This is a genomic window from Mucilaginibacter aquaedulcis, from assembly GCF_030409325.1.
Lineage (GTDB): Bacteria > Bacteroidota > Bacteroidia > Sphingobacteriales > Sphingobacteriaceae > Mucilaginibacter > Mucilaginibacter aquaedulcis.
Genome location: NZ_JAUFPR010000004.1, coordinates 1,148,913 through 1,170,612 on the forward strand (window position 1 = coordinate 1,148,913; position 21,700 = coordinate 1,170,612).

A 21,700-nucleotide genomic window follows, 5' to 3' on the forward strand; every position below is an offset into this window, starting at 1 on the left:
ACAAAAAAACGCAGATGTCTTGATACTTGATACTAACTACTTGATACTCGATTTAGTTATCTTTACTGCTTTTAAGCTACAAATGTAATGAATAAACGCTGGACGGTAAGAGATAATGCAGATCATGATGTGGTCAAAAAATTAGCTGCCGAACTTAATATCGATAGCGTTTTAAGTACTCTGCTGGTTAACAGGGGTATACATACTTTTGACGAGGCACGTTACTTTTTCAGACCCGATCAGCGGCACTTGCACGATCCTTTTTTGATGAAGGATATGGAAAAAGCCATTGAGCGCATTGAAGATGCCATAGCTGCCGGCGAAAAAATATTGATATACGGCGATTATGATGTGGATGGCACAACAGCTGTTGCAACTGTGTATGGCTTTTTTATAGAACGTTATGAAAACCTGGAGTATTACATCCCCGATCGTTACAAAGAGGGTTACGGTATATCAACCCAGGGTATTGATTACGCGGCAGATAACGGCTTTACGCTGATCATAGCGCTTGACTGCGGCATTAAATCTGTTGATAAAATTGATTATGCCAATAGCCGCGGTGTTGATTTTATTATTTGCGATCACCACCTTCCCGGGGCCGAGTTGCCTGCCGCGGTGGCGGTACTTGATCCTAAACGTAACGATTGTGAATATCCATATAAAGAACTTTCGGGTTGCGGTATTGGTTTTAAGTTGATACAGGCTTATGCAGAAACGCATGATATTCCATTTGAGGAAGTTGCCCGTTTTTTAGACTTGGTAGCTATCAGCATATCCTGCGATATAGTACATATTACAGGCGAAAACAGGGTACTTGCACATTTTGGCCTTCAAAAGATCAATACTGATCCCTGCATTGGTGTGAAAACACTGATGGAAGTTTCGGGCAGGACGGGGAGCTTTACTATATCTGATGTGGTGTTTTTGCTTGGCCCGCGTATTAATGCCGCCGGCCGAATTGATGATGCCAAACATGCAGTTGAACTGCTTATAGCCTGTGATGAAGATTTAGCTAAAGAAAAAGGCCAAATGATCAATATCCGTAATACGGAGCGCAAAGGTCATGATATGGACATTACCGGCGAGGCCTTAAACATTATAGATAATGATGAAGAGCTGATTAACCGGAAATCAACCGTTGTTTTTAATGAAAACTGGCATAAAGGGGTTATTGGTATTGTGGCATCGCGGCTTACCGAAAAGTATTACCGGCCAACTATTGTGCTTACCCGGTCAAACGGTCACGTGGCCGGTTCGGCCCGCTCAGTTTTGGGTTACGATCTTTACGAAGCTCTGTGTGAGTGCAAAGATCTGCTGATACAGTTTGGCGGACATAAATATGCCGCGGGCTTAACCATGGATCCCGAAAATGTAGAAGCTTTTAAAGCCCGTTTTGAGGAAGTAGTGAGCGCAACTATAGCGCCAGAACAATTGATACAGCAGATACAAATTGACGCTGAATTACGTTTAAGCCAGATAGAACCGAAATTTTTCAGAATATTGAATCAGTTTGCACCATTCGGGCCCGAAAATATGTCGCCGGTTTTCATTAGTAAAAATGTGTATGTTAGTGGCAATGCCAGCTTGGTTGGTGCCGCACATGTTAAAATGGCGGTAATGCAGGAAGGGTCGGTAGCGTTTGATTGCATTGCCTTTAACCATGGCGAGTACCTGCCGCAATTGAAAAGCGGTGTGCCGTTTGATATTTGTTACAGCATTGAAGAAAACGTATGGCGCGAAAGGCGAACCATTCAATTGAATATTAAAGGAATACGGATATAAGTCAAAATTAAAAGTTCAAAAGTCAAAAATTAACCGGCTTTTGAATCAGATATATAAGGCAAAACTAAAGTTGAGAATACTGTTTTTAAACTTTGGGATTTTGACTTTTGAATTTGCAACATGATTTTAAGAGCAGAGCATTTAGTAAAAAAATATAAGCAGCGTACGGTTGTTAATAACGTGTCGTTTGAGGTGGCTCAAGGTGAGATAGTTGGATTGCTCGGCCCAAATGGTGCAGGGAAAACCACCTCTTTTTACATGATAGTGGGGCTGATAAAACCTAATGAGGGTACCATTTTTCTGGATGATAAGGACATCACCGGCGATCCGATGTATCGTCGTGCTCAAAAGGGAATTGGATACCTGGCGCAAGAAGCTTCGGTATTTCGGAAACTTTCTGTAGAAGACAATATTAAAGCTGTTTTGGAAATGGGGGGAATGCCTAAAGACAGGCAGCGTGATAAACTGGAAGAGTTGATTGATGAGTTCAGCTTGCACAAAGTGCGCAAAAATCGTGGCGATCTCCTGTCTGGTGGTGAGCGGCGCCGTACCGAAATTGCAAGGGCGCTTGCAGCTGAGCCTAACTTTATTTTACTTGATGAACCTTTTGCCGGGGTTGACCCTATTGCGGTAGAAGAGATCCAGGCAATGGTAGCCAAATTGAGGCACCGTAATATTGGTATCCTGATCACCGACCACAATGTGCAGGAAACATTATCGATTACCGACAGGGCTTACCTGCTTTTTGAGGGCAAGATACTGGAATCGGGTGTGCCCGAGGTACTGGCCGAGAACGAAATGGTGCGTAAGGTGTACCTGGGGGCCAATTTTGTATTGAAAAGAAAAGTATTCCCGCAATAAGAATCAAGAGGTTAGAATCAAGCATCAGGACCTATCATGCTTTGTCATGAAACCCATGCATAGTCCTTTTAGGGATTAACCAAATTTTTCCTATCTTAACTCTTGATTCTAAATTCTTGACTCTCTTAGCATATTTTTCATATCTTGACTCCAGATTCTAATTTCTTGATTCTTTAATATGACAATCTTTAATTCTGTATTTACCTGGTTCATGAAAAAGCGCATTCACCAGATTGAGCTTTTTATGAAATATCCTAATGAGGTGCAGGAGGAATGGTTTGAGCAGCTGATATCAGGTGCAGAAAGTACAGAGTGGGGGCGAAAGTATCATTATAAAAGCATCGAAAACCTCAACCAGTTTAAGGAAAGGGTGCCCATTCAAAGTTACGACACGCTTAAGCCTTATATTGAGCGGATGCTTACCGGCGAAAAAAACGTGCTTTGGCCGTCTGAAATTAGATGGTTTGCCAAATCATCAGGAACCACTAATGACAGGAGTAAGTTTATACCCGTTAGTGAAGAGGCCTTAGAGGAGTGCCACTTTAAGGGCGGAAAAGATTTGCTCACCATCTATTTTAACAATCAACCTAATGCCCGTATGTTCACGGGAAAAATATTAACGCTGGGCGGCAGTCACCAGGTGAGCCAATTAAGTGCCGACACCTCCTTTGGTGATCTTTCGGCGGTAATTATGAAAAATCTTCCCCTTTGGGCCGAATTTCACCGCACCCCAGATCTGGATATAGCCCTGCTTGAAAACTTTGAAGAAAAGATAGAAAAGATTGCTTACGCTACCAAAGATGTTAATGTAACCAGCATTAGCGGCGTACCTACCTGGAACCTGGTGCTATTTAAGCGCATATTGGAAATTACCGGCAAAAAGAATTTGCTGGAGGTATGGCCAAATCTTGAAATGTATTTTCACGGAGCGGTTAATTTTACACCATATCGGGAGCAGTTTAAGGGCCTGATTCCAAATGATGATATGTATTATTTGGAGAATTATAATGCATCTGAGGGCTTCTTTGGTATTCAGGATACAAAAGAACCTGGTGAGATGCTGTTAATGCTTGATTACGGCATATTTTATGAGTTTTTGCCTCTCGAGCATTTGTACGATGATTATCCTGATACACTTACACTTGATGAGGTAGAGCTGGATAAAAATTATGCCCTTATCATCACTACCAACGCCGGACTATGGCGCTACATGATTGGTGATACCATTAAATTTACTTCCTTATCCCCGTTCCGTATACAGGTAACCGGGCGTACCAAACATTTTATTAATGCTTTTGGCGAAGAAGTGATCATTGATAATGCCGAACGCGCCCTCGAAGAAGCCTGTACGCAAACTGGAGCCATTATCCGCGAATATACTGCGGCACCTGTTTACTTTAACGGCGACCAATGTGGTGCCCATGAATGGATCATTGAATTTGAGAAAAAGCCCGCCGAGTTTGAACGCTTTGTGGATCTGCTTGATGAAACCCTGCGCCGCATTAATTCCGATTATGATGCTAAACGCTTTAAAGATATGGCCCTGCGTAGGCCTATAGTTCGCAGGGCTCCTGAAGGTACTTTCTTTAACTGGATGAAAGAAAAAGGGAAATTAGGAGGTCAGCATAAGGTACCCCGCTTAGCCAACAACCGCGAATATGTGGATGCCATTTTAAAAATAATGGAACCGGTGGTGTAGATAGATGCAAGACTTTTAGAGTCAGGATACAAGAGTCGTTTTCTTTCGCTGCCATAAGCGTCCCACTTGTGAGTTCAATTTTAAGTATTGATCTTTTGCCGTCATGCTGAATTTATTTCGGTATCCCACTTGCATGGCTCTGTATTGACTTGTAAGATGGGATACTGAAACAAGTTCAGCATGACGCTTTTATAACAAAAAAGCCTTGCATAAAAAATGCAAGGCTCCATAGTAATATGATAATAGGTCGGTTACGACATTTTGAGCTTCTTCTGAATGTCTGCAACGTAACCTTTAAATTTCTTATCGGTGTCAATAAGGTCCTCAACGGTTTGACAAGCGTATATTACGGTAGAATGGTCACGGCCGCCAAAAAAGTGGCCAATTGATTTTAATGAACTTTTAGTATGTGCCTTGGCCAGATACATAGATATTTGGCGGGCCTGTACAATTTCGCGTTTGCGGGTTTGTGATTTTACCATCTCAATAGGCACTTCAAAGTACTCGCAAACCAGGCTCTGTATATACTCCATCGAAATTTCTTTGGATGAATTTTTAACAAAGTTTTTCAGCATTTGCTTAGCCAGGTTCAAATCTATCTCCTTACGATTAAGGGTTGACTGTGCAAGCAAAGATACCATGGCGCCTTCCAACTCACGCACATTGTTATCAATGTTGTGAGCAACGTATTCGATAACGTCGTTTGAAAGCTCAATACCGTCCTGGTAAATTTTGTTTTTCAGGATAGCCATACGGGTTTCCAGATCAGGGATCTGCAAATCTGCAGATAGGCCCCATTTAAACCTCGAAAGTAAGCGTTCTTCTAAACCAGCCAGATCTTTAGGTGCTTTATCCGATGTAATGATCAACTGCTTGCCAGATTGGTGCAGGTGATTAAAAATATGGAAAAAGAAATCCTGGGTCTTTTCTTTACCGGCAAAGTTGTGTACGTCGTCCATGATCAGTACATCAATAGCCTGGTAAAAATTCACAAAGTCGTTAATGTTATTATGTTTAAGCGCGTCGACAAATTGTTGTGTAAATTTTTCGCACGATACATAAAGTACCAGTTTATCGGGCAGGGAACGTTTAATTTCGTTACCTATAGCTTGTGCAAGGTGAGTTTTACCCAAACCTACACCGCCATAAATCATCAAAGGGTTAAATGAGGTGCCACCTGGTTTTGCAGCTACGGCATAACCGGCAGACCGTGCCAAACGGTTACAATCACCTTCAACAAAATTTTCAAAGGTGTAATTCCTGTTCAGCTGCGGATCTACATTTAACTTTTTCAAGCCGGGTATCACAAAAGGGTTTTTGATGTCCTTATTAATTGAGATAGGAATCGGCATTGACTGATTTTTTGACTCGGCCCCATTTCCGTTTGAAGGCATATTTGTTGTGTATGGTTTACTTGATGATTGCTCAACAACTATATTATACTCTAAACGTCCTTCGTCGCCTAATTGTTTTTTAATTGTTTTGCGCAGTAAACCTACATAGTGCTCTTCAAGCCATTCGTAAAAGAACAAACTTGGTACTTGTATCGTTAAGACGCTTCCTTCCATACGCAAAGCTTTTATTGGTTCAAACCAAGTTTTAAAGCTTTGTGCCGGGATGTTATCTTTTATGATCTGGAGGCAGCTATTCCAAACGTTAGTACAAGTTTTTTCCATATAGTTTTTAGTAAAATATTGATTTCCAACCCTCAGCGAAACATCTTTTGGGCCTGCTACGGAACATCGAATATTGCCATAAAAAAGCTAATAAAAAAATTATATTTTCACTTTTTTGACAAATAAATTTATGATATGATAATCGCTTTTTTGATAAGAAATCCACATAAAATGTTATGTTCCACAACAAAAATCGCAATCATAAATTGAGCCTGTTCCTTGCCGATACCGATGGTTTAATTTAACAAAATATTCACATAAGTATCAGTGTTATAATAATTTATTATACGGAAGGCCGCCTGCAAATGTTGAGCCATTTAGGTATTAGCTCTACCGTTAATGCCTAAAACTCTGGTATTCTGCCTGATAAAATTCAAGGCGGAATTTAATTTTCCACATTTTTATTTAGGGTGATTTTTCTTTAAAACCAGAGGTTGTATCAGTGCTCTCCAAACACCTCTCTGAGGGTGTCGGCTATCTCACCAAGGGTGGCATATTGTTCCACTGCTGAGAGGATAAACGGCATTAGATTTTGCTGGCCTTTAGCGGCATTTTGGAGTTGATTGAGGCTGGATAAAACCGCCTGATTATCGCGGTTGTTTTTAAGTAAGATCAATTTTTCCGTCTGCATTTTGCGGATGCTATCATCAACCCTGAACACATTGATGGCGGCTTCTTCCTGCTGGGTAAAACGGTTCACACCTACCAATACTTTTTCGCCGCTTTCAATGTCGTTTTGATATTGATAAGCAGAAGCAGCAATCTCCTGTTGAATGTAATCCTGCTCAATGGCTTTCACCGCCCCGCCCATGGCATCTATCTTATCTATGTATAATTGTGCGGCTGCCTCAATCTCGTTGGTTAAGGCCTCTACAAAATAGGAACCCGCCAGCGGATCAACGGTATCAGTTACCCCACTCTCAAAAGCAATAATCTGTTGTGTTCGCAAGGCTATTTTGGCTGCTGCCTCTGTAGGTAAGGAAAGTGCTTCATCATAACCATTAGTATGTAACGATTGTGTGCCGCCCAATACTGCGGCCAAGGCCTGGTTACTTACCCTTATAATATTATTAAGCGGTTGTTGCGCGGTTAAGGTAGATCCGCCGGTTTGGGTATGGAAGCGGAGCTTTTGAGCCCCGGCATCGGTAGCGCCAAGCTGTTTGGTAATATGCGCCCACATGCGGCGGGCAGCTCTGAATTTAGCTATCTCCTCAAAAAAATTGTTATGACAATTAAAAAAGAAGGATAGCCGTTTGGCAAATACATTAATATCAAGACCCTTATCAAGGGCTGCCTTAAGATAGGCTTTGCCATTGGCCAGGGTAAACGCCAGTTCCTGAACCGCCGTTGAACCTGCTTCACGGATGTGGTATCCTGAAATAGAAATAGTGTTCCATTTGGGCACTTCTTTACTGCAGTATTCAAAAACATCAGTTATCAATCGCATGGAGGCTGCAGGTGGATATATATAGGTACCGCGCGCGGCGTACTCCTTTAATATATCGTTTTGTACCGTACCCGAAATCTGCGTTAAATCGGCTCCCTGTTTTTTGGCCAGCGCTATATACATAGCTAATAATATAGGAGCAGTAGCATTAATAGTCATGGATGTAGTGATATCCTTGAGGGCTATCCCATCAAACAGTATCTCTATATCTTTTAACGAGTCGATAGCTACGCCTACTTTACCTACCTCACCTTCGGCAAGATCATGGTCAGAGTCATAGCCAATTTGCGTGGGCAGATCAAACGCTACTGATAAACCTGTTGTGCCCTGGCTTAAAAGGTAGTGATAACGTTTATTCGATTCTTCGGCTGTTGAAAATCCAGCATACTGGCGCATGGTCCAGGCTTTGCCCCGGTACATATCCTTTTGTATGCCGCGGGTAAAGGGAAACTCACCCGGCAATTCGTTCATTCCCGAAGGTTCGGTGTAAACCTCCTTAATTTCGATACCTGAAGTGGTGCTGAATTTTTTTTTTGCCATAAGGTTAAAATAACTCTTCCATATCCTGCCTTATTAATCCGGTGGCTATTTCATATGGGTCTTGCTCCAGTTTACTTAAATGAATAAGAATGGTTTTAGCCATATCGGTACCTGAAGCATCAGGCGGTAAGTTCTTAACAGCGCTGTTTACCAGGCTCAGAGTATCTTCTTTTACCCGTTTAACTACGTTCCAAACACGATGGCTTACATAAATTTGTTGCGTAACGTTATGCTGAAATTCATTACGGACCTCGGTGATAATCAAAAGCTGCAATTCGGTTGCCGACATGCCCGAGGCGTTGAGCCGCACCAGCATGCTTGCAGGATTTACCCTTTCTATAAATAGTACAACGCGCTCGTAAGCCTGTAAGCGCAGCGGAAGTGTTTGATTGCTTATGGTTCTTTTGAGCTCCAGTAACTGTACATGTTCGGCCCGGTCAAGATAAGGTTTAAACAGATACAACGCCACCCATACAACGCCAATGCCGGCAATGGTATATTTTAAAATATCAAGTAAGTAGGGTAAGGTTTGCATAGATAATGAAAATGTTAAACAGAGGTCATAAAATACCGGTTGCAACAAAAATCCACATTTTACCTTATATTTGTGTAGTTAAATAAAAATAAGATGAGTACTGCTGTTGAAATTGCACCGGTATCCTTTACTCCAGGAGCCGTTAAAGAACTTTTTAAATTAAGAGATCAGCAAGAAATAGGTGAAGACTTTGGCTTGCGCGTTGGTGTTGAAGGTGGTGGTTGCTCAGGCATGAACTACATTTTGGGTTTTGACCAGAAAAAAGATGGTGACCAGGAACATTATATCGACGGATTAAAGGTGTTTATGCATAAAGCCCATGGTATGTACCTGATGGGAATGCAAATTGATTTCCAGGACGGCCTTAACGCTCGTGGATTTACATTTAACAACCCGAACGCTGCAAGTACCTGCGGCTGCGGAACTTCTTTCTCGGTATAAATTAAATCATATGATATTATAAAAGGGCAGCCATTGGCTGCCCTTTTTTTGTGCTCACTTTTGTGGTTTTTAACGGCAACTCCGAGGCTGATTCGGTCACATCGATCAGGGTGTTAAATGCCTTTGGTATCATATATAATCTTACACTATAAATATCCTAAAATAGTTGATTTTCAGATATTTTATGCGTAAATTCAATTAACCAATAAACGCGAAACCTAAATTTATAAGAAAGGAGATCTATTGCCTTTTTATGGCTTTTTCATGAACATTTTTACCTCTTGGTAAGGTATGTTATAAATAATAATCCTCACAAATAAACCAATCAAAATCACCCTTAAACTTAAACGATATGAAAAAAATCATGATAGTTGCAGTTTTGATAATTTTTGCAATTGCAGGCTGCAAGCAACCGAAAAGTGCCCCTCCAGTTACTCAGGCTGGTGTGTATAAATTGGAAAAGCAAATGGTTAGTGGTGGTGGAAAGGATACAGTTTATAAAAGGATTCAACGGAAAATATATACAGATGATCATTTTATGTATGCGGCATTTGCTCCCGACTCATCAGTTGGGTTTGGCGTAGGCTCTTATAAAATGGATTCAGTTAATAAAATGACCGAGCAAAATATTTATAGCAGCCGCCTGCTTGATTCGGCAGGTACTTTTAACCTGGAAATTACCAGAACCGCGAGAGGGTACACCCAGGTTATTCCTACCCTGGCTAAAGTGCGGGATGTAACCTATAAGATGATTGAAGATTACACCACTGTACCGCCTAAGGATACAACTGCTCTGGATGGCCTGTGGAAAATGGAATCGGCTTATGTGGTAACCGGAAAGGACACTGTAAACCTGAAGCCATCGCAGTATAAAATATTTCAGAAAGGATATTTTATGTTTGTTCACCGGTATACGATTGATAAAGAAGGTAAAAAATTCAAGAACGGTTTTGGATATGGCGTTTTCAGCCTAAGAAACGATACACTTAGAGAAGAGGATGAGCTGTCAAGCCACGCCCAGTTACTGCATAGGAAATTTGCCATCAAAATTACTTTTAAGGGTAATGACGAATATTCGCAGGTAATAACCGATTCTGTGCAAAAATCAATAGAAATTTACAGACGGATAAGGTAAAAGGGTGCTTCCGGATTTATGTAGGGCAAAGGCCGTTGTGAATTATATTTCAATAATTCATGATGGCCTTGTTTATTATAATGGCATTTAGTAGTGAGGTTATTTAATAAATATTATATATTATTTTAAAGGTGTAATCATAGCAGCTATATTTATATAATGTGCTGTAACAAATTGGTATAATGCACAGTCAAAACCGCGAAGATTTTTTATTTTTATACCATGCCGGTTAAAACATCCTATAAAGAAAATATTTCCATAGCGCTACAATCTATAGCCGGCAACAGGCTCCGTACATCTTTAACATCACTAATTATTGCTATCGGTATCATGGCCCTGATAGGTATCTTAACTGCTATTGAAGGTATCAGGCAGTTTACAAATGATGCTTTTTCTGATCTTGGTGCCAACTCATTCACTATTCAAAGCCGTGGAGAAGGCCTCAACTTTGGTAATGGCGGCCATAAAAAAGCTTATCCTCCTATTACATATGATCAGGCAGAGCGCTTTAAAAAAACTTTTAAACTACCTGTGGTAACAGCCATTAACTTAGATGTTACCGGTACTGCGGTAGCTAAATACGGCAGCCTGAAAACCAATCCTAATATTTCTATATCCGGGTCAAACGAAAACTACCTGGCTACTTCCGGGAAAAAGCTATCCTTCGGTCGTAATTTTTCAGCTTCAGAACTGGAGCATGGCGCTAATGTGGTATTGATAGGCGATGAGATAAAAACAAAGTTGTTTAAACAAGAGAACCCGGTTAATAAATCGCTTTTTATAGGTAATAATAAATACCGCGTAGTTGGTGTAATTGCGTCAAAGGGTTCAAGCTCATTTGGTGGTGATAAGTTTTGTATCATCCCCATACTTAAAGCAAAGCAAATTGATACTGCACGTAATTTATCTTACTCCATAACGGTTAAGGTAAACGGCCCCGGCGCTTTGGATGCCAGTATAGGCGAGGCAACATCCCTGATAAGGAACGTGCGCAGCCTTAACATCGCCAATGAAGACAATTTTGAAATAACCCGCAGCGACTCGATACAACAAGAACTATCCAGCCAGTTGCTTGGTATTACCATTGCAGGTTTTGCGGTAGGTATCATTACCTTAATAGGAGCAGCAATTGGGTTAATGAATATTATGCTGGTATCTGTTACCGAGCGTACCCGTGAAATAGGTGTGCGTAAGGCTATTGGAGCTACCCCGGCCGTAATACGTAAACAGTTTTTGATTGAGGCTATTGTGATATGCTTTATTGGAGGTATAGCAGGGATGGTACTGGGCATAGCTGCCGGAAACCTCATAGCTGTTCAAATTAGCGGGACCTTTGTTGTGCCATGGGGCTGGCTCATTTTTGCCATATTGCTATGTACATTCATCGGCCTTATATCTGGATATTACCCGGCCAAGAAAGCTGCCCGGCTTGACCCGGTTGAAGCGTTAAGATACGAATAGTAGAAATTGAATAACAAAAGAACAAGGGCTAAGAAATTTACTTTCTTAGCCCTTGTTCTTTTGTTGCTTACTTAAAAGAGTAAGCTGTTTTTTAATGGATAATCAAAAAGCAGCTTTTCGATATAAGTAGTATTGAGTGCATCTTTCAAAGCAGCAGCGTGCTTGGTATGGTGCATATCGCTTGATATAAAATCAATAAGCTCATGATCTACCAAAGTTTCTGCCAGCTTTTTTGATTCCTTGCCATAATATCCGGTTAATGATATGGTATTGAGCTGGAAGCTGCAGCCCCAGTTATGCAGGTTTTTAAACTGCTCCAGATCCATGTAAGGATATCTTTCCGGGTGTGCCAGAATGGGTTTGTAGCCCAAATCATTCATCTTTTGTATAACCGGTACAGCATTGGGTGGCTTATTGATAAATGAAAACTCAAATAGCGCATAATTATCACCCAAGGTAATCAGCCGACCTTCTTTTACCCTGGCTTCAAAGGTTTCATCAAAATAGTGTTCGGCAGCAGCCTCAACAGGTATATCGATATTTTCTTTTATCAGCTCGGCTTTGAGTATGTTAAGCGCGTTGGTAATAGTTTCAGGAGTGTTCCTGTAAAAATCAATCATAACATGAGGAGTGGCTATAATTTTTTTTATACCCAGCTCCATCATTTTTCGTATCAGTATAATGGAATCTTCCGGTGTTTTGGCTCCATCATCAATTCCAGGAAGCACGTGCGAGTGCATATCAACCATGATTGATTCATAGTTAAAATTCGCATGTCTTTTTTCAGGTTTCTTTTTAAATAAACCAAACATAATTAACGGTTAGTATGCTATTCATCATGGTATAGTCTGATTTAAGGCTTAGGCAAAATAAATACAAGCCTTAAACCAGTACAATCATAAACAATCTTTTGTAATGTTTAATTACAAAGGATTTTGTGATATGTATTTTTCCCATTCCCAGGCCGATGACATCATATCGTCTATCCCCAGCTTGGCTTTCCATCCTAATTTATTGGTTGATTTAGTTACATCTCCCCAAACCTGCTCCACATCTCCGCCGCGGCGAGGGCCAATTTCGTAATTTAACTTTACGCCAGTGGCACGTTCAAAGGCATGTATGATCTGTAGCACAGTAGTACCGTTGCCGGTACCAATGTTAAATACATCGTATCCTTTAAAATTATCTTTTTGCATTAATTTAAGAGCCGCAACGTGAGCCTTGGCCAAATCAACAACATGTATATAATCACGAACGCAGCTGCCGTCAGGTGTATTGTAATCATCGCCAAAAACAGTAATTTTTTGGCGTTTGCCGATGGCTGTTTGGGTAATAAACGGCACCAGGTTTTGAGGAACACCAATTGGAAGTTCGCCGATAAGCGCGCTGTCATGGGCACCTACCGGGTTAAAATAACGTAACGAAACTACCTTGTAATCGCTGCCAGAAGCTATCATATCCTGTAATATTTCCTCAGCAATTTGCTTAGTGTTACCATAAGGCGATTGCGCAGATTGTACCGGTGCAGCTTCGGTAACTGGCAGTTGTTCAGGTTGCCCGTAAACTGTACAGCTCGACGAGAAAACAAAATTTAATGCCTTGCCATGATAAGCCTCCAATAAATTGATAAGGGAATAAAAATTATTACGATAATACTTTAATGGCTTTTGCACCGATTCGCCTACGGCTTTATAGGCGGCAAAATGAATAATACCTTCAATATCGGGTTCATTAACGGCCAGTTCTTTTACGCTGTGCTCGTTGCACAGGTCAAGTTTATGAAAAACAGGTTTGTAACCTATAATTTTGGCTATCTGATCTAATATCTTAGGATCGGAGTTTGACAGATCGTCAACAATAACAGGTTCGTAACCTGCATTTACCAATTCAACAACAGTGTGGGAGCCTATAAAACCCAGGCCGCCTGTTACTAATATTTTCATTTTAAGTAGAGTATGTTATCGTTTATTGTAATATGCAAAATCCTTATGGTTTATTTCCTTTTCGGGGAGAGATTTAAAGTACTCAAAAGTGATCTTTAGCCCCTCGCTCCTGGATACCTTCGGTTCCCAACCTAAAATGCTTTTGGCCTTGGTAATATCCGGGCGGCGTTGCTTAGGATCATCAACCGGCAAAGGCAAACTAATAAGTTTTTGATCGGTACCTGTTAGTTTAATGATCTCCTCGCCAAATTGTTTTATGGTGATTTCATCAGGGTTACCAATATTCATCGGTTGTGCATAATCGCTATGCAGTAAACGGTAAATACCTTCAACCAGATCATCAACATAGCAAAACGAACGGGTTTGTGAACCATCGCCAAACATGGTTAATGGCTCGCCTCTCAGGGCCTGGCCAATAAATGCAGGCAATACACGTCCGTCATTCAGGCGCATACGAGGGCCATAGGTATTAAATATACGTACTATACGTGTTTCCAAACCATGGAAAGTATGGTAAGCCATGGTTATAGCTTCCTGAAAGCGCTTAGCCTCATCATAAACACCACGCGGTCCAACCGGGTTCACGTTACCCCAGTATTCCTCAGTTTGAGGGCTTATATTCGGATCGCCGTAAACCTCAGATGTAGAGGCTATCAGCATCCGGGCACCTTTGGCTAAAGCCAGGCCTAATAAATTGTGAGTGCCTAATGAACCAACTTTTAAGGTTTGGATAGGTATTTTTAAATAATCAATAGGGCTTGCCGGAGAAGCAAAGTGCAATATATAATGCAGCTCGCCAGATACGTGCACAAATTTGGAAACATCATGATTGTAAAACTCAAAGTTTTCGAGTTTAAATAGATGTTCGATGTTGCGAAGATCGCCGGTGATCAGGTTGTCCATACCAATTACATGGTAATCTTCCTTGATAAATCTGTCGCACAAATGCGATCCTAAGAATCCGGCTGCTCCGGTTATTAATATCCGTTTACGAGTTGACATTTATTTCCTCCTGGTTGTTTGGTTTAATTTGCACACAGTTACTTTTATATAGTTAATGATAAAATCAGCACTATCAAAAAAAGACTTATTTTAATAACATTTTTATATTCTTAAAATTGGGATTACTGTAAACCATTTGCTTAGTTAAAGAAGTTACAGCATACGGATGACTCATACGTATTTATTGTAATTATTGTTATTACTTTTATGCCCGGCTAAGATAATCATTCATACTTAAATTGATGTTTTTATATAACATTGGAATCAAACTATATTACTTTGCTGTATGGCTTGCTTCTTTTTTTAATGCCAAGGCAGGCTTATGGATAAAAGGCAGAAGACAGCAAAAGCTTACCTCATTCAGCAGCAGCATATGGTTCCATTTTGCATCATTGGGCGAGTTTGAACAGGGTAGGCCAATTTTAGAGGCCATGAGAAATAAGCATCCCGAAAAAGAAATCGTGGTCACTTTTTTTTCACCTTCGGGTTACGAGATCAGGAAAAATACCCCCCTTGCCGATGCGGTTTATTATTTACCCTTAGATACCGCCAATAATGCCCATGAGTTTATAGATGCCATAAAACCTACTATGGCTGTATTCACCAAATACGAATATTGGTACCATTATTTTAATGAGTTGCATCAACGGCAGATTCCGCTGTATATCATTTCGGGAATTTTTAGACCCGGACAAGTATTTTTTAAATGGTACGGTGGCTTGCATCGCAAGATTTTAAGCATGGTTACACACTTTTTTCTGCAAGACGAGCAATCAAGGCAATTGCTTAGTAATGTGGGTTTAAATAATACAACCATTAGTGGGGATACCCGTTTTGACCGTGTTTGGGCTAATGCCGAGCAGCCTAAACAAATACCCGGTGCGGGCGAATTTAAAAACGGGCAAAAGTTATTTATTGCCGGAAGTACCTGGCCCGAAGATGAAAAGCTATTGGCTACTTTGCCAGCCCTATACCCCGATTGGAAGTTTATTTTTGCCCCGCATGAGGTTGAAGCAGAAAAAATAAACAACCTGATTAACTTATTACCAAAAGGTTCGGCAGTAAAATATTCAGAATGGGTTAAAAATAATTCAAAAATCAAAAGTCAAAAGCCAAAAGATGGAGTGGAAATATCCGCACCCCGTTCTCCGCACCTTGGGCCTCGCACCTTAATAATTGATAACATTGGTATGCTGTCGTCACTTTATGCATATGGTGATATTGCTTATATAGGTGGCGGCTTTGGAGTAGGTATACATAATACGCTTGAGGCAGCTGCATTTGGTTTGCCGGTTATTTTTGGTCCTAATTATTCAAAATTCAATGAGGCCCGCGAGTTAGTTGCCCTAAAGGCAGGTTTCAGCATTAATAACGAAACCGAACTGCAAGGTATTACGAACACTTTGGTCACCGACAGGGGATTCTACAACCTAACCAGCAAAAAAATATACAGTTACGTACGTGAACATACCGGGGCTACACAAATGATCATGGAACTGGTAAACCCTCCTGACCCCTATAGTGGGGCATTAATGTAATTGCTCATCAAAAAGTTCCTCCTTCTGGGAGTTAGGGGGCAAATAATTCTTAATATTGCCTTAATGGGTTTTTTACATCTACCCGGTTTGGGTAAAGCGCATTTTCACGAATATGGTACGGGTCAGAAACCGTTGCTGGCCTTTCACGGTTACGGAATGACGGGCAAACAGTTTCATGTGCTCGAAAAATCAATACTGCCCAAATATCATATTTACGGCTTTGATCATTTTTTCCATGGTGGCAGCCAACTTGAAGGGTGGACAGATGAGCAGATCAGGGCAGGTATGCCCAAGGAGATGGTGCGCAGTTACATGCAGGAATGGTTTAAAACTTACGGTGAACAGCGTTTTTCGGTTATGGGGTACTCGATAGGTGCAAATCTTGCCTTGATACTGCTTGAAGAATATGCCCACCTTATTGATGATGTGATCTTAATGGCCCCGGATGGTTTGTCTGTATATAAAGGATTTCATTTTTTGTTACATAACCCATTGGGCAAATTTCTTTTTCGGGGCGTTACAAAAAGCAAATGGCTGGCACCTTTTGTGCTTAAGTGTGCAAAAAAAGCAGGTATGATAGATAATAGCCTGTACCAGATTGCCTATAATGAAATTGACACCGAACAAAAAAGGCTGGATACTTATTATACGCTAAATTTGATACGTTTATTAAAGCCCGATGTTAAAAAAGTGGCCATGCAAATAAACCGGTATAAAATTAATTGCCTGCTGATATTTGGTAAAGATGATAAGCTGTTCCCAAAATCGGCGGCTATGCCGTTTATTGAAATGCTTGATAATGCCGAGGTACATGAGCTGGCTCTGGGCCATTGGCTCGTTATTAAAGCACTCGACGAATACTTAGTACAATAAAATATGCTGCCATCACGCCAAAATGATACCCTAAGTAAAATGTTCTTCCGCTTTATGCGCTGGTGGATGGGGCGTAATTTCAAGGAAATTAACATACAGCCTTTTGAGCCCATGCCTGGGCATTCTATCTTGCTGCTCACCAATCACTTTAGCTGGTGGGATGGCTTTTTTGCAAACTATGCTGCTTTCAATAATTTAAAGCGCCGTCTTTTTATCATGATGCAGCACGATCATTTTGTAAATCACTGGTATTTTAAATATTTGGGCGCTTTCTCTATGAAAAAAGGATCAAGAGAAATACTGGAATCACTTACCTACTCGGCAAATTTGCTGAACAATCCTGAAAACCTGGTTACCATATTCCCGCAAGGCGAACTTTGTTCTAACCATATTACCCACATCCATATTGAAAAAGGAATAGAGCGACTTATTAAACAAATAAAAGGCCCATGCCAGGTTGTTTATCAGTGTACGTTAATTGATTATTTTGAAAGTTTAAAGCCGCGGGCCTACATACATCATTTTAACTGCGGTATCGCCGGCGAAATATCTTTTGAAGAACTTAAGCAAAGCATTAATGATTTTCACCAGCAGGCATTAAAAAATCAGGTAAACATGGCTCACTGATTGAATTTGTTTTTCAATCAGTATCTTGCAACTCATGATCCGTTCGCAAAAAAACAGTTTAATACATTGGTTTTTTCATCGTTATCTGTTGCGGATAGTGGGACGTAATTTTCATGAAGTAAAGTTTGAACAGGTACCCCCACGTACAGATAAGGCTGTTTTGCTATTGGCTAATCATTTTAGCTGGTGGGACGGTTTTTTAATGTACTGTGTTAATCATAAATTACTGGGTAAAAAGTTTCATATCATGGTATTGGAAGAAACCGTGCGCCAGGTTTGGTTCTTTAAATATATGGGCGCATTTTCGGTTAATAAAAACTCCAGGGATATGATTGCTTCGCTTAACTATGCCGCTGAATTATTGAACGATCCGCAAAACATGGTGCTTATTTTTCCGCAAGGCAAGCTGTATTCTAATTTTATTGATCGGGTATCATTTCAAAAAGGGTTAATGAAAATTGTAGATGGAGCGCAACAAAACTTCGATTTATTGTTTGCGGCAACATTTGTGGAGAATTTTAAACATAAAAAGCCTACTGCAACCGTTTATTTAAAAACCATTACAGGTAATTTAGCTTATAAAAGCATAGATGAGCTAACCACCGCTTATCAACAACATTACAATTCAGCAAAACAACTGCAAACCGAAATAGTATTATAAAAAGTGATCATTGCCATATCAATAACCCTCTTTTTTATCATCCTTCGTTTTTCGGTTACACTGTTTAATTTTATATCGAACCCTAAATTACACCGGGTTGGTAAACAGTATACCGATAGGGTATCCATATTGATACCGGCCCGTAACGAGGCTGGTAATATCCTAACGCTGCTGCAATCTATTCATGAGCAGGAATATGAGAACTACGAAGTGATAGTGCTTGATGACGAATCGGCTGATGATACTTATGCTGTATGTTCGGCATTTGCTGCAAAACATTCGCGTTTTAAAGTTATAAAAGGTAGTAAACTACCAGATGGCTGGATAGGTAAAAATTACGCCTGTCACCAATTGGCCCAACAGGCCGATGGCAAATATTTGCTGTTTCTGGATGCCGATGAGGAGGTAAAACAGGGTTTAATAAACAGCGCGGTGCACCGGATGCATCTGCACCAGCTGGGCTTGTTGAGCTTGTTTACCAATCAGCTAATGAAAACCCCGGGAGAGTGGGCTGTTGTGCCGCTCATGCATTTTATATTGCTTAATCTGCTGCCCTTACGATTAATATACCTCGTAAAAAATGCATCGGTTGCAGCAGCAAGTGGGCAATTCATGATGTTTGACGCTGCTGTTTATCATAAAAATCAATGGCATAAAGCAGTAAGAAGTAAAGTGGTTGAGGATGTGGAGATCATGCGACTGGTAAAGGCAGAAGCTTATAACGGCGAGGCATTACTGGCTAATGGTATGATCAGTTGTCGCATGTATAGAAGCCATAATGAAGCCATTGCCGGTTTTAGTAAAAACTTTTTGGCGGCTTTTAATTACAGTATTATTGGTTTTCTGGTTTACATAGTGATCATTATAGGCGGCCCTATGATCGTGATCATGACACTGAACCTTCCGCTGTTATTTTTTATGTTTGGATTGATCATCCTTACACGTGTCATGATTTCGCTCCTTTCTGACCAAAGCCCTGTAAAAAATATTATCCTGCATCCTTTGCAAATGCTGAATATGCTGATTATTGCGGTTACCTCTATACAGCGCTACTTAACTAAAACTACCGTATGGAAAGGGCGCAAAATTTGAAAGCATTAATGCGTTACGCGCAAACCCCTAAGGAGCGGGTAGCTGTGATCATTGTAATACTATTTCACATGGTTGGGCTTATCGGTTTCATAGTGCCGCCGTTTGATTCTATTTTTTTAGATATAGTTCCCTGGCATTTATTGCTCATGATGGGTGTGATACTGTTTAGTCACAGCGAGTTAAATGGCAAGTTTTTGTTATTTGCCATAATAATATTTGTCATTGGCTTCGGGGCTGAATTTATCGGGGTACACACAGGTTGGTTGTTCGGCAATTATTCCTATGGTGAAACACTGGGTGTAAAATGGTTTAATATCCCTTTAATGATTGGCGTAAATTGGTTTTTGCTTATTTATTCAACCGGGGTGAGTATGCGGCGCAGCCGAATAAGGAATAGTTTTATCAGGATAATAATAGGTGCCCTGATACTGCTTGTGCTTGATATGCTTATAGAGCCTATTGCTATTCATTTTGATTACTGGCACTGGGCCGGCAATGGGATTCCTGTTAAAAACTATGTTTGCTGGTTTCTGCTAAGTGCTGTTCTCCTTTTTATTTTTGAGCAGTTTAAATTTAAGCAGCAAGGTATAGTGGCGCCTGTGTTGTTAATTATGCAGTTTGTGTTTTTTATGGGATTGGGGATATTTAATTAGGACTTGAAGACTCCTTATTAAAATTCACACAATGATTACTATCAACCGTTATTTTTGCTGTAAATTTGTAACGCAATGGGAGAGTATCAGTTAAAAGTTACTATTGATCAGGATTCGGGCTTTTGCTTTGGCGTAGTATACGCCATTGATATGGCCGAAGAGATATTGGCCGAAGAAGGTTATTTGTATTGCCTTGGCGATATAGTTCACAATGATGAGGAAGTAGAGCGTTTAAAGGCCCTTGGTTTACGCATCATTGAACATGCCGAACTGAAAAATTTAAACAACGAAAAAGTACTTATCCGTGCCCATGGCGAGGCTCCCGAAACTTACCGTGTAGCCTTAGAAAATAACATTACACTTATTGATGCATCGTGCCCTGTGGTTTTAAAACTGCAGAACAGGATAAAAACATCCTATGATGCCAATGAAAAGATCCTGATATTCGGGAAGCATGGCCACGCCGAAGTAATCGGTTTGCAGGGACAAACCAATGACGAAGCTCTGGTTTTTCAGGACATTGCTGAACTGGACAATGTAGAGCTGCCGCAAAATATTACGCTATATACTCAAACTACCAAAAGTATGGAGAAGTTTTACGGTATAAAAGACGAGCTTATTGCCCGCGGCTATAACCTGAAAGCTAATGATACCATTTGTCGCCAGGTATCAAACCGTGATAAAGACTTGCCTAAGTTTGTGAGCCGGTTTGATAAAATTGTGTTTGTATCGGGGCGTAAATCATCAAACGGAAAAGTGTTGTTTGAGGTATGCCGCAAGCACAATCCTAATACTTATTTCATATCCTCATCAAGCGAACTGGATAAAAACATGTTTTCAGCAAATGATACCATCGGCATAGCCGGTGCTACATCTACCCCAATGTGGCTGATGCAGGAGGTAAAATCCGAGCTGGAAAAATTTTAACAGCACGCTTTTTGCTGTTATATCAATTACATGCAAAAAAGCCAATCAAATACAGGTTTATGGATTGCCCTGCTGGTAATAGGTTGTTGGGCAACGTCCATCATATTATTGATGCAATGGCAATTTAGCTTTGCTAATCCTCTGGTTTATCTTTTTATTTTAGTGCAGATGCATTTATATACAGGTTTGTTTATAACTGCTCATGATGCAATGCACGGTACGGTATCTCCAAACCGAGGAATAAATAACTTTATTGGCTATCTCTGCACATTTTTATACGCCTCGTTCTGGTATCCGCAGTTGTATACCAAACATCATAAACATCATAGCCAGGTGCATACCAGTGAAGATCCCGATTATCATCAGGGTGGCTTCTGGAGCTGGTATATAAGGTTTATCCGCAATTACCTTTCACTATGGCAAATTGTGGTAATGGCTATATTATTCAATATTTTAAAACTTTGGATTCCGCAGCAAAACCTGATCATGTTTTGGGTGGTGCCGTCACTGATCAGTACACTTCAGCTGTTTTACTTTGGTACCTATCAACCTCACAAAGGTGAGCATGATAATTCTTATTTCGCCCGGAGTCAGCCTAAAAACCATGTGTTAGCTTTTTTTAGCTGTTATTTTTTTGGATATCACTATGAACATCATGATTCGCCGGGTACTCCCTGGTGGAAATTGTGGAAAGCCCCCCGGCCCCCTAAAGGGGGAGTTGCTACGCATATTAGCAATCATTAGTTTGTAAATTGTTCTTTAATTAAAAGGTTAAGGGCTTTTATTTTATATTTTTGCACCTGA

The 21,700-nt window shown here is 40.5% G+C and carries 20 protein-coding genes; 14 read left to right on the forward strand and 6 right to left on the reverse strand.

What is annotated here, in order from left to right; all coding sequences use genetic code 11:
• The first annotated feature begins 87 nt into the window (after positions 1-87).
• From recJ to QWZ01_RS23465, 3 genes are all read left to right on the forward strand, one after another.
• Positions 88-1,785: a single-stranded-DNA-specific exonuclease RecJ gene (gene recJ / locus QWZ01_RS23455; protein WP_290327699.1), complete on the forward strand. Its 1,698-nt coding sequence runs from the start codon at positions 88-90 to the stop codon at positions 1,783-1,785.
• A gap of 120 nt (positions 1,786-1,905) precedes the next feature.
• A complete protein-coding gene (gene lptB / locus QWZ01_RS23460) occupies positions 1,906-2,646 on the forward strand; it encodes an LPS export ABC transporter ATP-binding protein (protein ID WP_290327700.1) in 741 nt (246 codons plus the stop codon).
• Positions 2,647-2,824: 178 nt separating this feature from the next.
• Complete coding sequence (locus tag QWZ01_RS23465) at positions 2,825-4,345, forward strand: GH3 auxin-responsive promoter family protein (protein ID WP_290327701.1); 1,521 nt, start codon at positions 2,825-2,827, stop codon at positions 4,343-4,345.
• Between the two features lie 251 nt (positions 4,346-4,596).
• Here QWZ01_RS23465 and dnaA read toward each other — a convergent pair whose 3' ends face one another.
• The 3 genes from dnaA to QWZ01_RS23480 form a co-directional block, all read right to left on the reverse strand.
• A complete protein-coding gene (dnaA, locus tag QWZ01_RS23470; RefSeq protein ID WP_290327702.1) occupies positions 4,597-6,021 on the reverse strand; it encodes a chromosomal replication initiator protein DnaA in 1,425 nt (474 codons plus the stop codon).
• 439 nt (positions 6,022-6,460) lie between these two features.
• Entirely contained in the window at positions 6,461-8,008 is a 1,548-nt protein-coding gene (locus tag QWZ01_RS23475; RefSeq protein WP_290327703.1) for an acyl-CoA mutase large subunit family protein, read from the reverse strand.
• Positions 8,009-8,012: 4 nt separating this feature from the next.
• Positions 8,013-8,543, reverse strand: a complete 531-nt coding sequence (locus QWZ01_RS23480; RefSeq protein ID WP_290327704.1) for a DUF7935 family protein — start codon at positions 8,541-8,543, stop codon at positions 8,013-8,015.
• Positions 8,544-8,636: 93 nt separating this feature from the next.
• Here QWZ01_RS23480 and QWZ01_RS23485 point away from each other — a divergent pair, with 93 nt between their 5' ends.
• The 3 genes from QWZ01_RS23485 to QWZ01_RS23495 all read left to right on the forward strand — a co-directional run bounded on the left by QWZ01_RS23485 (position 8,637) and on the right by QWZ01_RS23495 (position 11,580).
• Complete coding sequence (locus QWZ01_RS23485; protein WP_290327705.1) at positions 8,637-8,984, forward strand: HesB/IscA family protein; 348 nt, start codon at positions 8,637-8,639, stop codon at positions 8,982-8,984.
• 352 nt (positions 8,985-9,336) lie between these two features.
• On the forward strand, positions 9,337-10,119 hold the full coding sequence (locus QWZ01_RS23490; RefSeq protein WP_290327706.1) for a hypothetical protein: 783 nt from the start codon (positions 9,337-9,339) through the stop codon (positions 10,117-10,119).
• A 222-nt stretch (positions 10,120-10,341) separates the two neighbouring features.
• Positions 10,342-11,580, forward strand: coding sequence for an ABC transporter permease (locus QWZ01_RS23495; protein WP_290327707.1), 1,239 nt, complete (start codon positions 10,342-10,344; stop codon positions 11,578-11,580).
• Positions 11,581-11,651: 71 nt separating this feature from the next.
• Here the strand turns inward: QWZ01_RS23495 and QWZ01_RS23500 are convergent, their stop codons facing one another.
• The 3 genes from QWZ01_RS23500 to QWZ01_RS23510 all read right to left on the reverse strand — a co-directional run bounded on the left by QWZ01_RS23500 (position 11,652) and on the right by QWZ01_RS23510 (position 14,525).
• Positions 11,652-12,392: a tyrosine-protein phosphatase gene (locus QWZ01_RS23500; protein WP_290327708.1), complete on the reverse strand. Its 741-nt coding sequence runs from the start codon at positions 12,390-12,392 to the stop codon at positions 11,652-11,654.
• 111 nt (positions 12,393-12,503) lie between these two features.
• On the reverse strand, positions 12,504-13,523 hold the full coding sequence (gene galE, locus QWZ01_RS23505) for a UDP-glucose 4-epimerase GalE (RefSeq protein WP_290327709.1): 1,020 nt from the start codon (positions 13,521-13,523) through the stop codon (positions 12,504-12,506).
• A 15-nt stretch (positions 13,524-13,538) separates the two neighbouring features.
• Positions 13,539-14,525 carry a UDP-glucuronic acid decarboxylase family protein gene (locus QWZ01_RS23510; RefSeq protein WP_290327710.1) on the reverse strand — a complete coding sequence of 329 codons (987 nt, stop codon included), beginning with the start codon at positions 14,523-14,525 and terminating at the stop codon, positions 13,539-13,541.
• 242 nt (positions 14,526-14,767) lie between these two features.
• Between QWZ01_RS23510 and QWZ01_RS23515 the strand changes: the two genes are divergently transcribed.
• From QWZ01_RS23515 to QWZ01_RS23550, 8 genes are all read left to right on the forward strand, one after another.
• The gene (locus tag QWZ01_RS23515; protein ID WP_353959436.1) at positions 14,768-16,063 is read left to right on the forward strand and encodes a 3-deoxy-D-manno-octulosonic acid transferase; all 1,296 of its coding nucleotides are present in this window, start codon (positions 14,768-14,770) and stop codon (positions 16,061-16,063) included.
• Positions 16,064-16,126: 63 nt separating this feature from the next.
• Positions 16,127-16,936, forward strand: a complete 810-nt coding sequence (locus QWZ01_RS23520) for an alpha/beta fold hydrolase (RefSeq protein WP_290327712.1) — start codon at positions 16,127-16,129, stop codon at positions 16,934-16,936.
• Positions 16,937-16,939: 3 nt separating this feature from the next.
• Positions 16,940-17,563, forward strand: coding sequence for a lysophospholipid acyltransferase family protein (locus tag QWZ01_RS23525; RefSeq protein WP_290327713.1), 624 nt, complete (start codon positions 16,940-16,942; stop codon positions 17,561-17,563).
• Positions 17,564-17,597: 34 nt separating this feature from the next.
• Positions 17,598-18,224: a lysophospholipid acyltransferase family protein gene (locus QWZ01_RS23530; RefSeq protein WP_290327714.1), complete on the forward strand. Its 627-nt coding sequence runs from the start codon at positions 17,598-17,600 to the stop codon at positions 18,222-18,224.
• Positions 18,225-18,227: 3 nt separating this feature from the next.
• Complete coding sequence (locus tag QWZ01_RS23535) at positions 18,228-19,316, forward strand: glycosyltransferase family 2 protein (RefSeq protein ID WP_290327715.1); 1,089 nt, start codon at positions 18,228-18,230, stop codon at positions 19,314-19,316.
• Complete coding sequence (locus QWZ01_RS23540) at positions 19,295-19,969, forward strand: carotenoid biosynthesis protein (protein WP_290327716.1); 675 nt, start codon at positions 19,295-19,297, stop codon at positions 19,967-19,969. The genes QWZ01_RS23535 and QWZ01_RS23540 overlap by 22 nt, the downstream gene beginning before the upstream one ends.
• 75 nt (positions 19,970-20,044) lie before the next feature.
• Positions 20,045-20,896, forward strand: a complete 852-nt coding sequence (locus QWZ01_RS23545; protein ID WP_290327717.1) for a 4-hydroxy-3-methylbut-2-enyl diphosphate reductase — start codon at positions 20,045-20,047, stop codon at positions 20,894-20,896.
• 30 nt (positions 20,897-20,926) lie between these two features.
• Positions 20,927-21,640, forward strand: coding sequence for a fatty acid desaturase (locus QWZ01_RS23550; protein WP_290327719.1), 714 nt, complete (start codon positions 20,927-20,929; stop codon positions 21,638-21,640).
• Positions 21,641-21,700: the final 60 nt, after the last annotated feature.

Excerpts from the sequence above, each read along its gene's own strand:
- recJ (WP_290327699.1), top strand. The coding sequence starts at position 88 with ATGAATAAACGCTGGACGGTAAGAGATAATGCAGATCATGATGTGGTC.
- lptB (WP_290327700.1), top strand. The coding sequence starts at position 1,906 with ATGATTTTAAGAGCAGAGCATTTAGTAAAAAAATATAAGCAGCGTACG.
- QWZ01_RS23465 (WP_290327701.1), top strand. The coding sequence starts at position 2,825 with ATGACAATCTTTAATTCTGTATTTACCTGGTTCATGAAAAAGCGCATT.
- dnaA (WP_290327702.1), bottom strand. The coding sequence starts at position 6,021 with ATGGAAAAAACTTGTACTAACGTTTGGAATAGCTGCCTCCAGATCATA.
- QWZ01_RS23475 (WP_290327703.1), bottom strand. The coding sequence starts at position 8,008 with ATGGCAAAAAAAAAATTCAGCACCACTTCAGGTATCGAAATTAAGGAG.
- QWZ01_RS23480 (WP_290327704.1), bottom strand. The coding sequence starts at position 8,543 with ATGCAAACCTTACCCTACTTACTTGATATTTTAAAATATACCATTGCC.
- QWZ01_RS23485 (WP_290327705.1), top strand. The coding sequence starts at position 8,637 with ATGAGTACTGCTGTTGAAATTGCACCGGTATCCTTTACTCCAGGAGCC.
- QWZ01_RS23490 (WP_290327706.1), top strand. The coding sequence starts at position 9,337 with ATGAAAAAAATCATGATAGTTGCAGTTTTGATAATTTTTGCAATTGCA.
- QWZ01_RS23495 (WP_290327707.1), top strand. The coding sequence starts at position 10,342 with ATGCCGGTTAAAACATCCTATAAAGAAAATATTTCCATAGCGCTACAA.
- QWZ01_RS23500 (WP_290327708.1), bottom strand. The coding sequence starts at position 12,392 with ATGTTTGGTTTATTTAAAAAGAAACCTGAAAAAAGACATGCGAATTTT.
- galE (WP_290327709.1), bottom strand. The coding sequence starts at position 13,523 with ATGAAAATATTAGTAACAGGCGGCCTGGGTTTTATAGGCTCCCACACT.
- QWZ01_RS23510 (WP_290327710.1), bottom strand. The coding sequence starts at position 14,525 with ATGTCAACTCGTAAACGGATATTAATAACCGGAGCAGCCGGATTCTTA.
- QWZ01_RS23515 (WP_353959436.1), top strand. The coding sequence starts at position 14,768 with ATGTTTTTATATAACATTGGAATCAAACTATATTACTTTGCTGTATGG.
- QWZ01_RS23520 (WP_290327712.1), top strand. The coding sequence starts at position 16,127 with ATGGGTTTTTTACATCTACCCGGTTTGGGTAAAGCGCATTTTCACGAA.
- QWZ01_RS23525 (WP_290327713.1), top strand. The coding sequence starts at position 16,940 with ATGCTGCCATCACGCCAAAATGATACCCTAAGTAAAATGTTCTTCCGC.
- QWZ01_RS23530 (WP_290327714.1), top strand. The coding sequence starts at position 17,598 with ATGATCCGTTCGCAAAAAAACAGTTTAATACATTGGTTTTTTCATCGT.
- QWZ01_RS23540 (WP_290327716.1), top strand. The coding sequence starts at position 19,295 with ATGGAAAGGGCGCAAAATTTGAAAGCATTAATGCGTTACGCGCAAACC.
- QWZ01_RS23545 (WP_290327717.1), top strand. The coding sequence starts at position 20,045 with ATGGGAGAGTATCAGTTAAAAGTTACTATTGATCAGGATTCGGGCTTT.
- QWZ01_RS23550 (WP_290327719.1), top strand. The coding sequence starts at position 20,927 with ATGCAAAAAAGCCAATCAAATACAGGTTTATGGATTGCCCTGCTGGTA.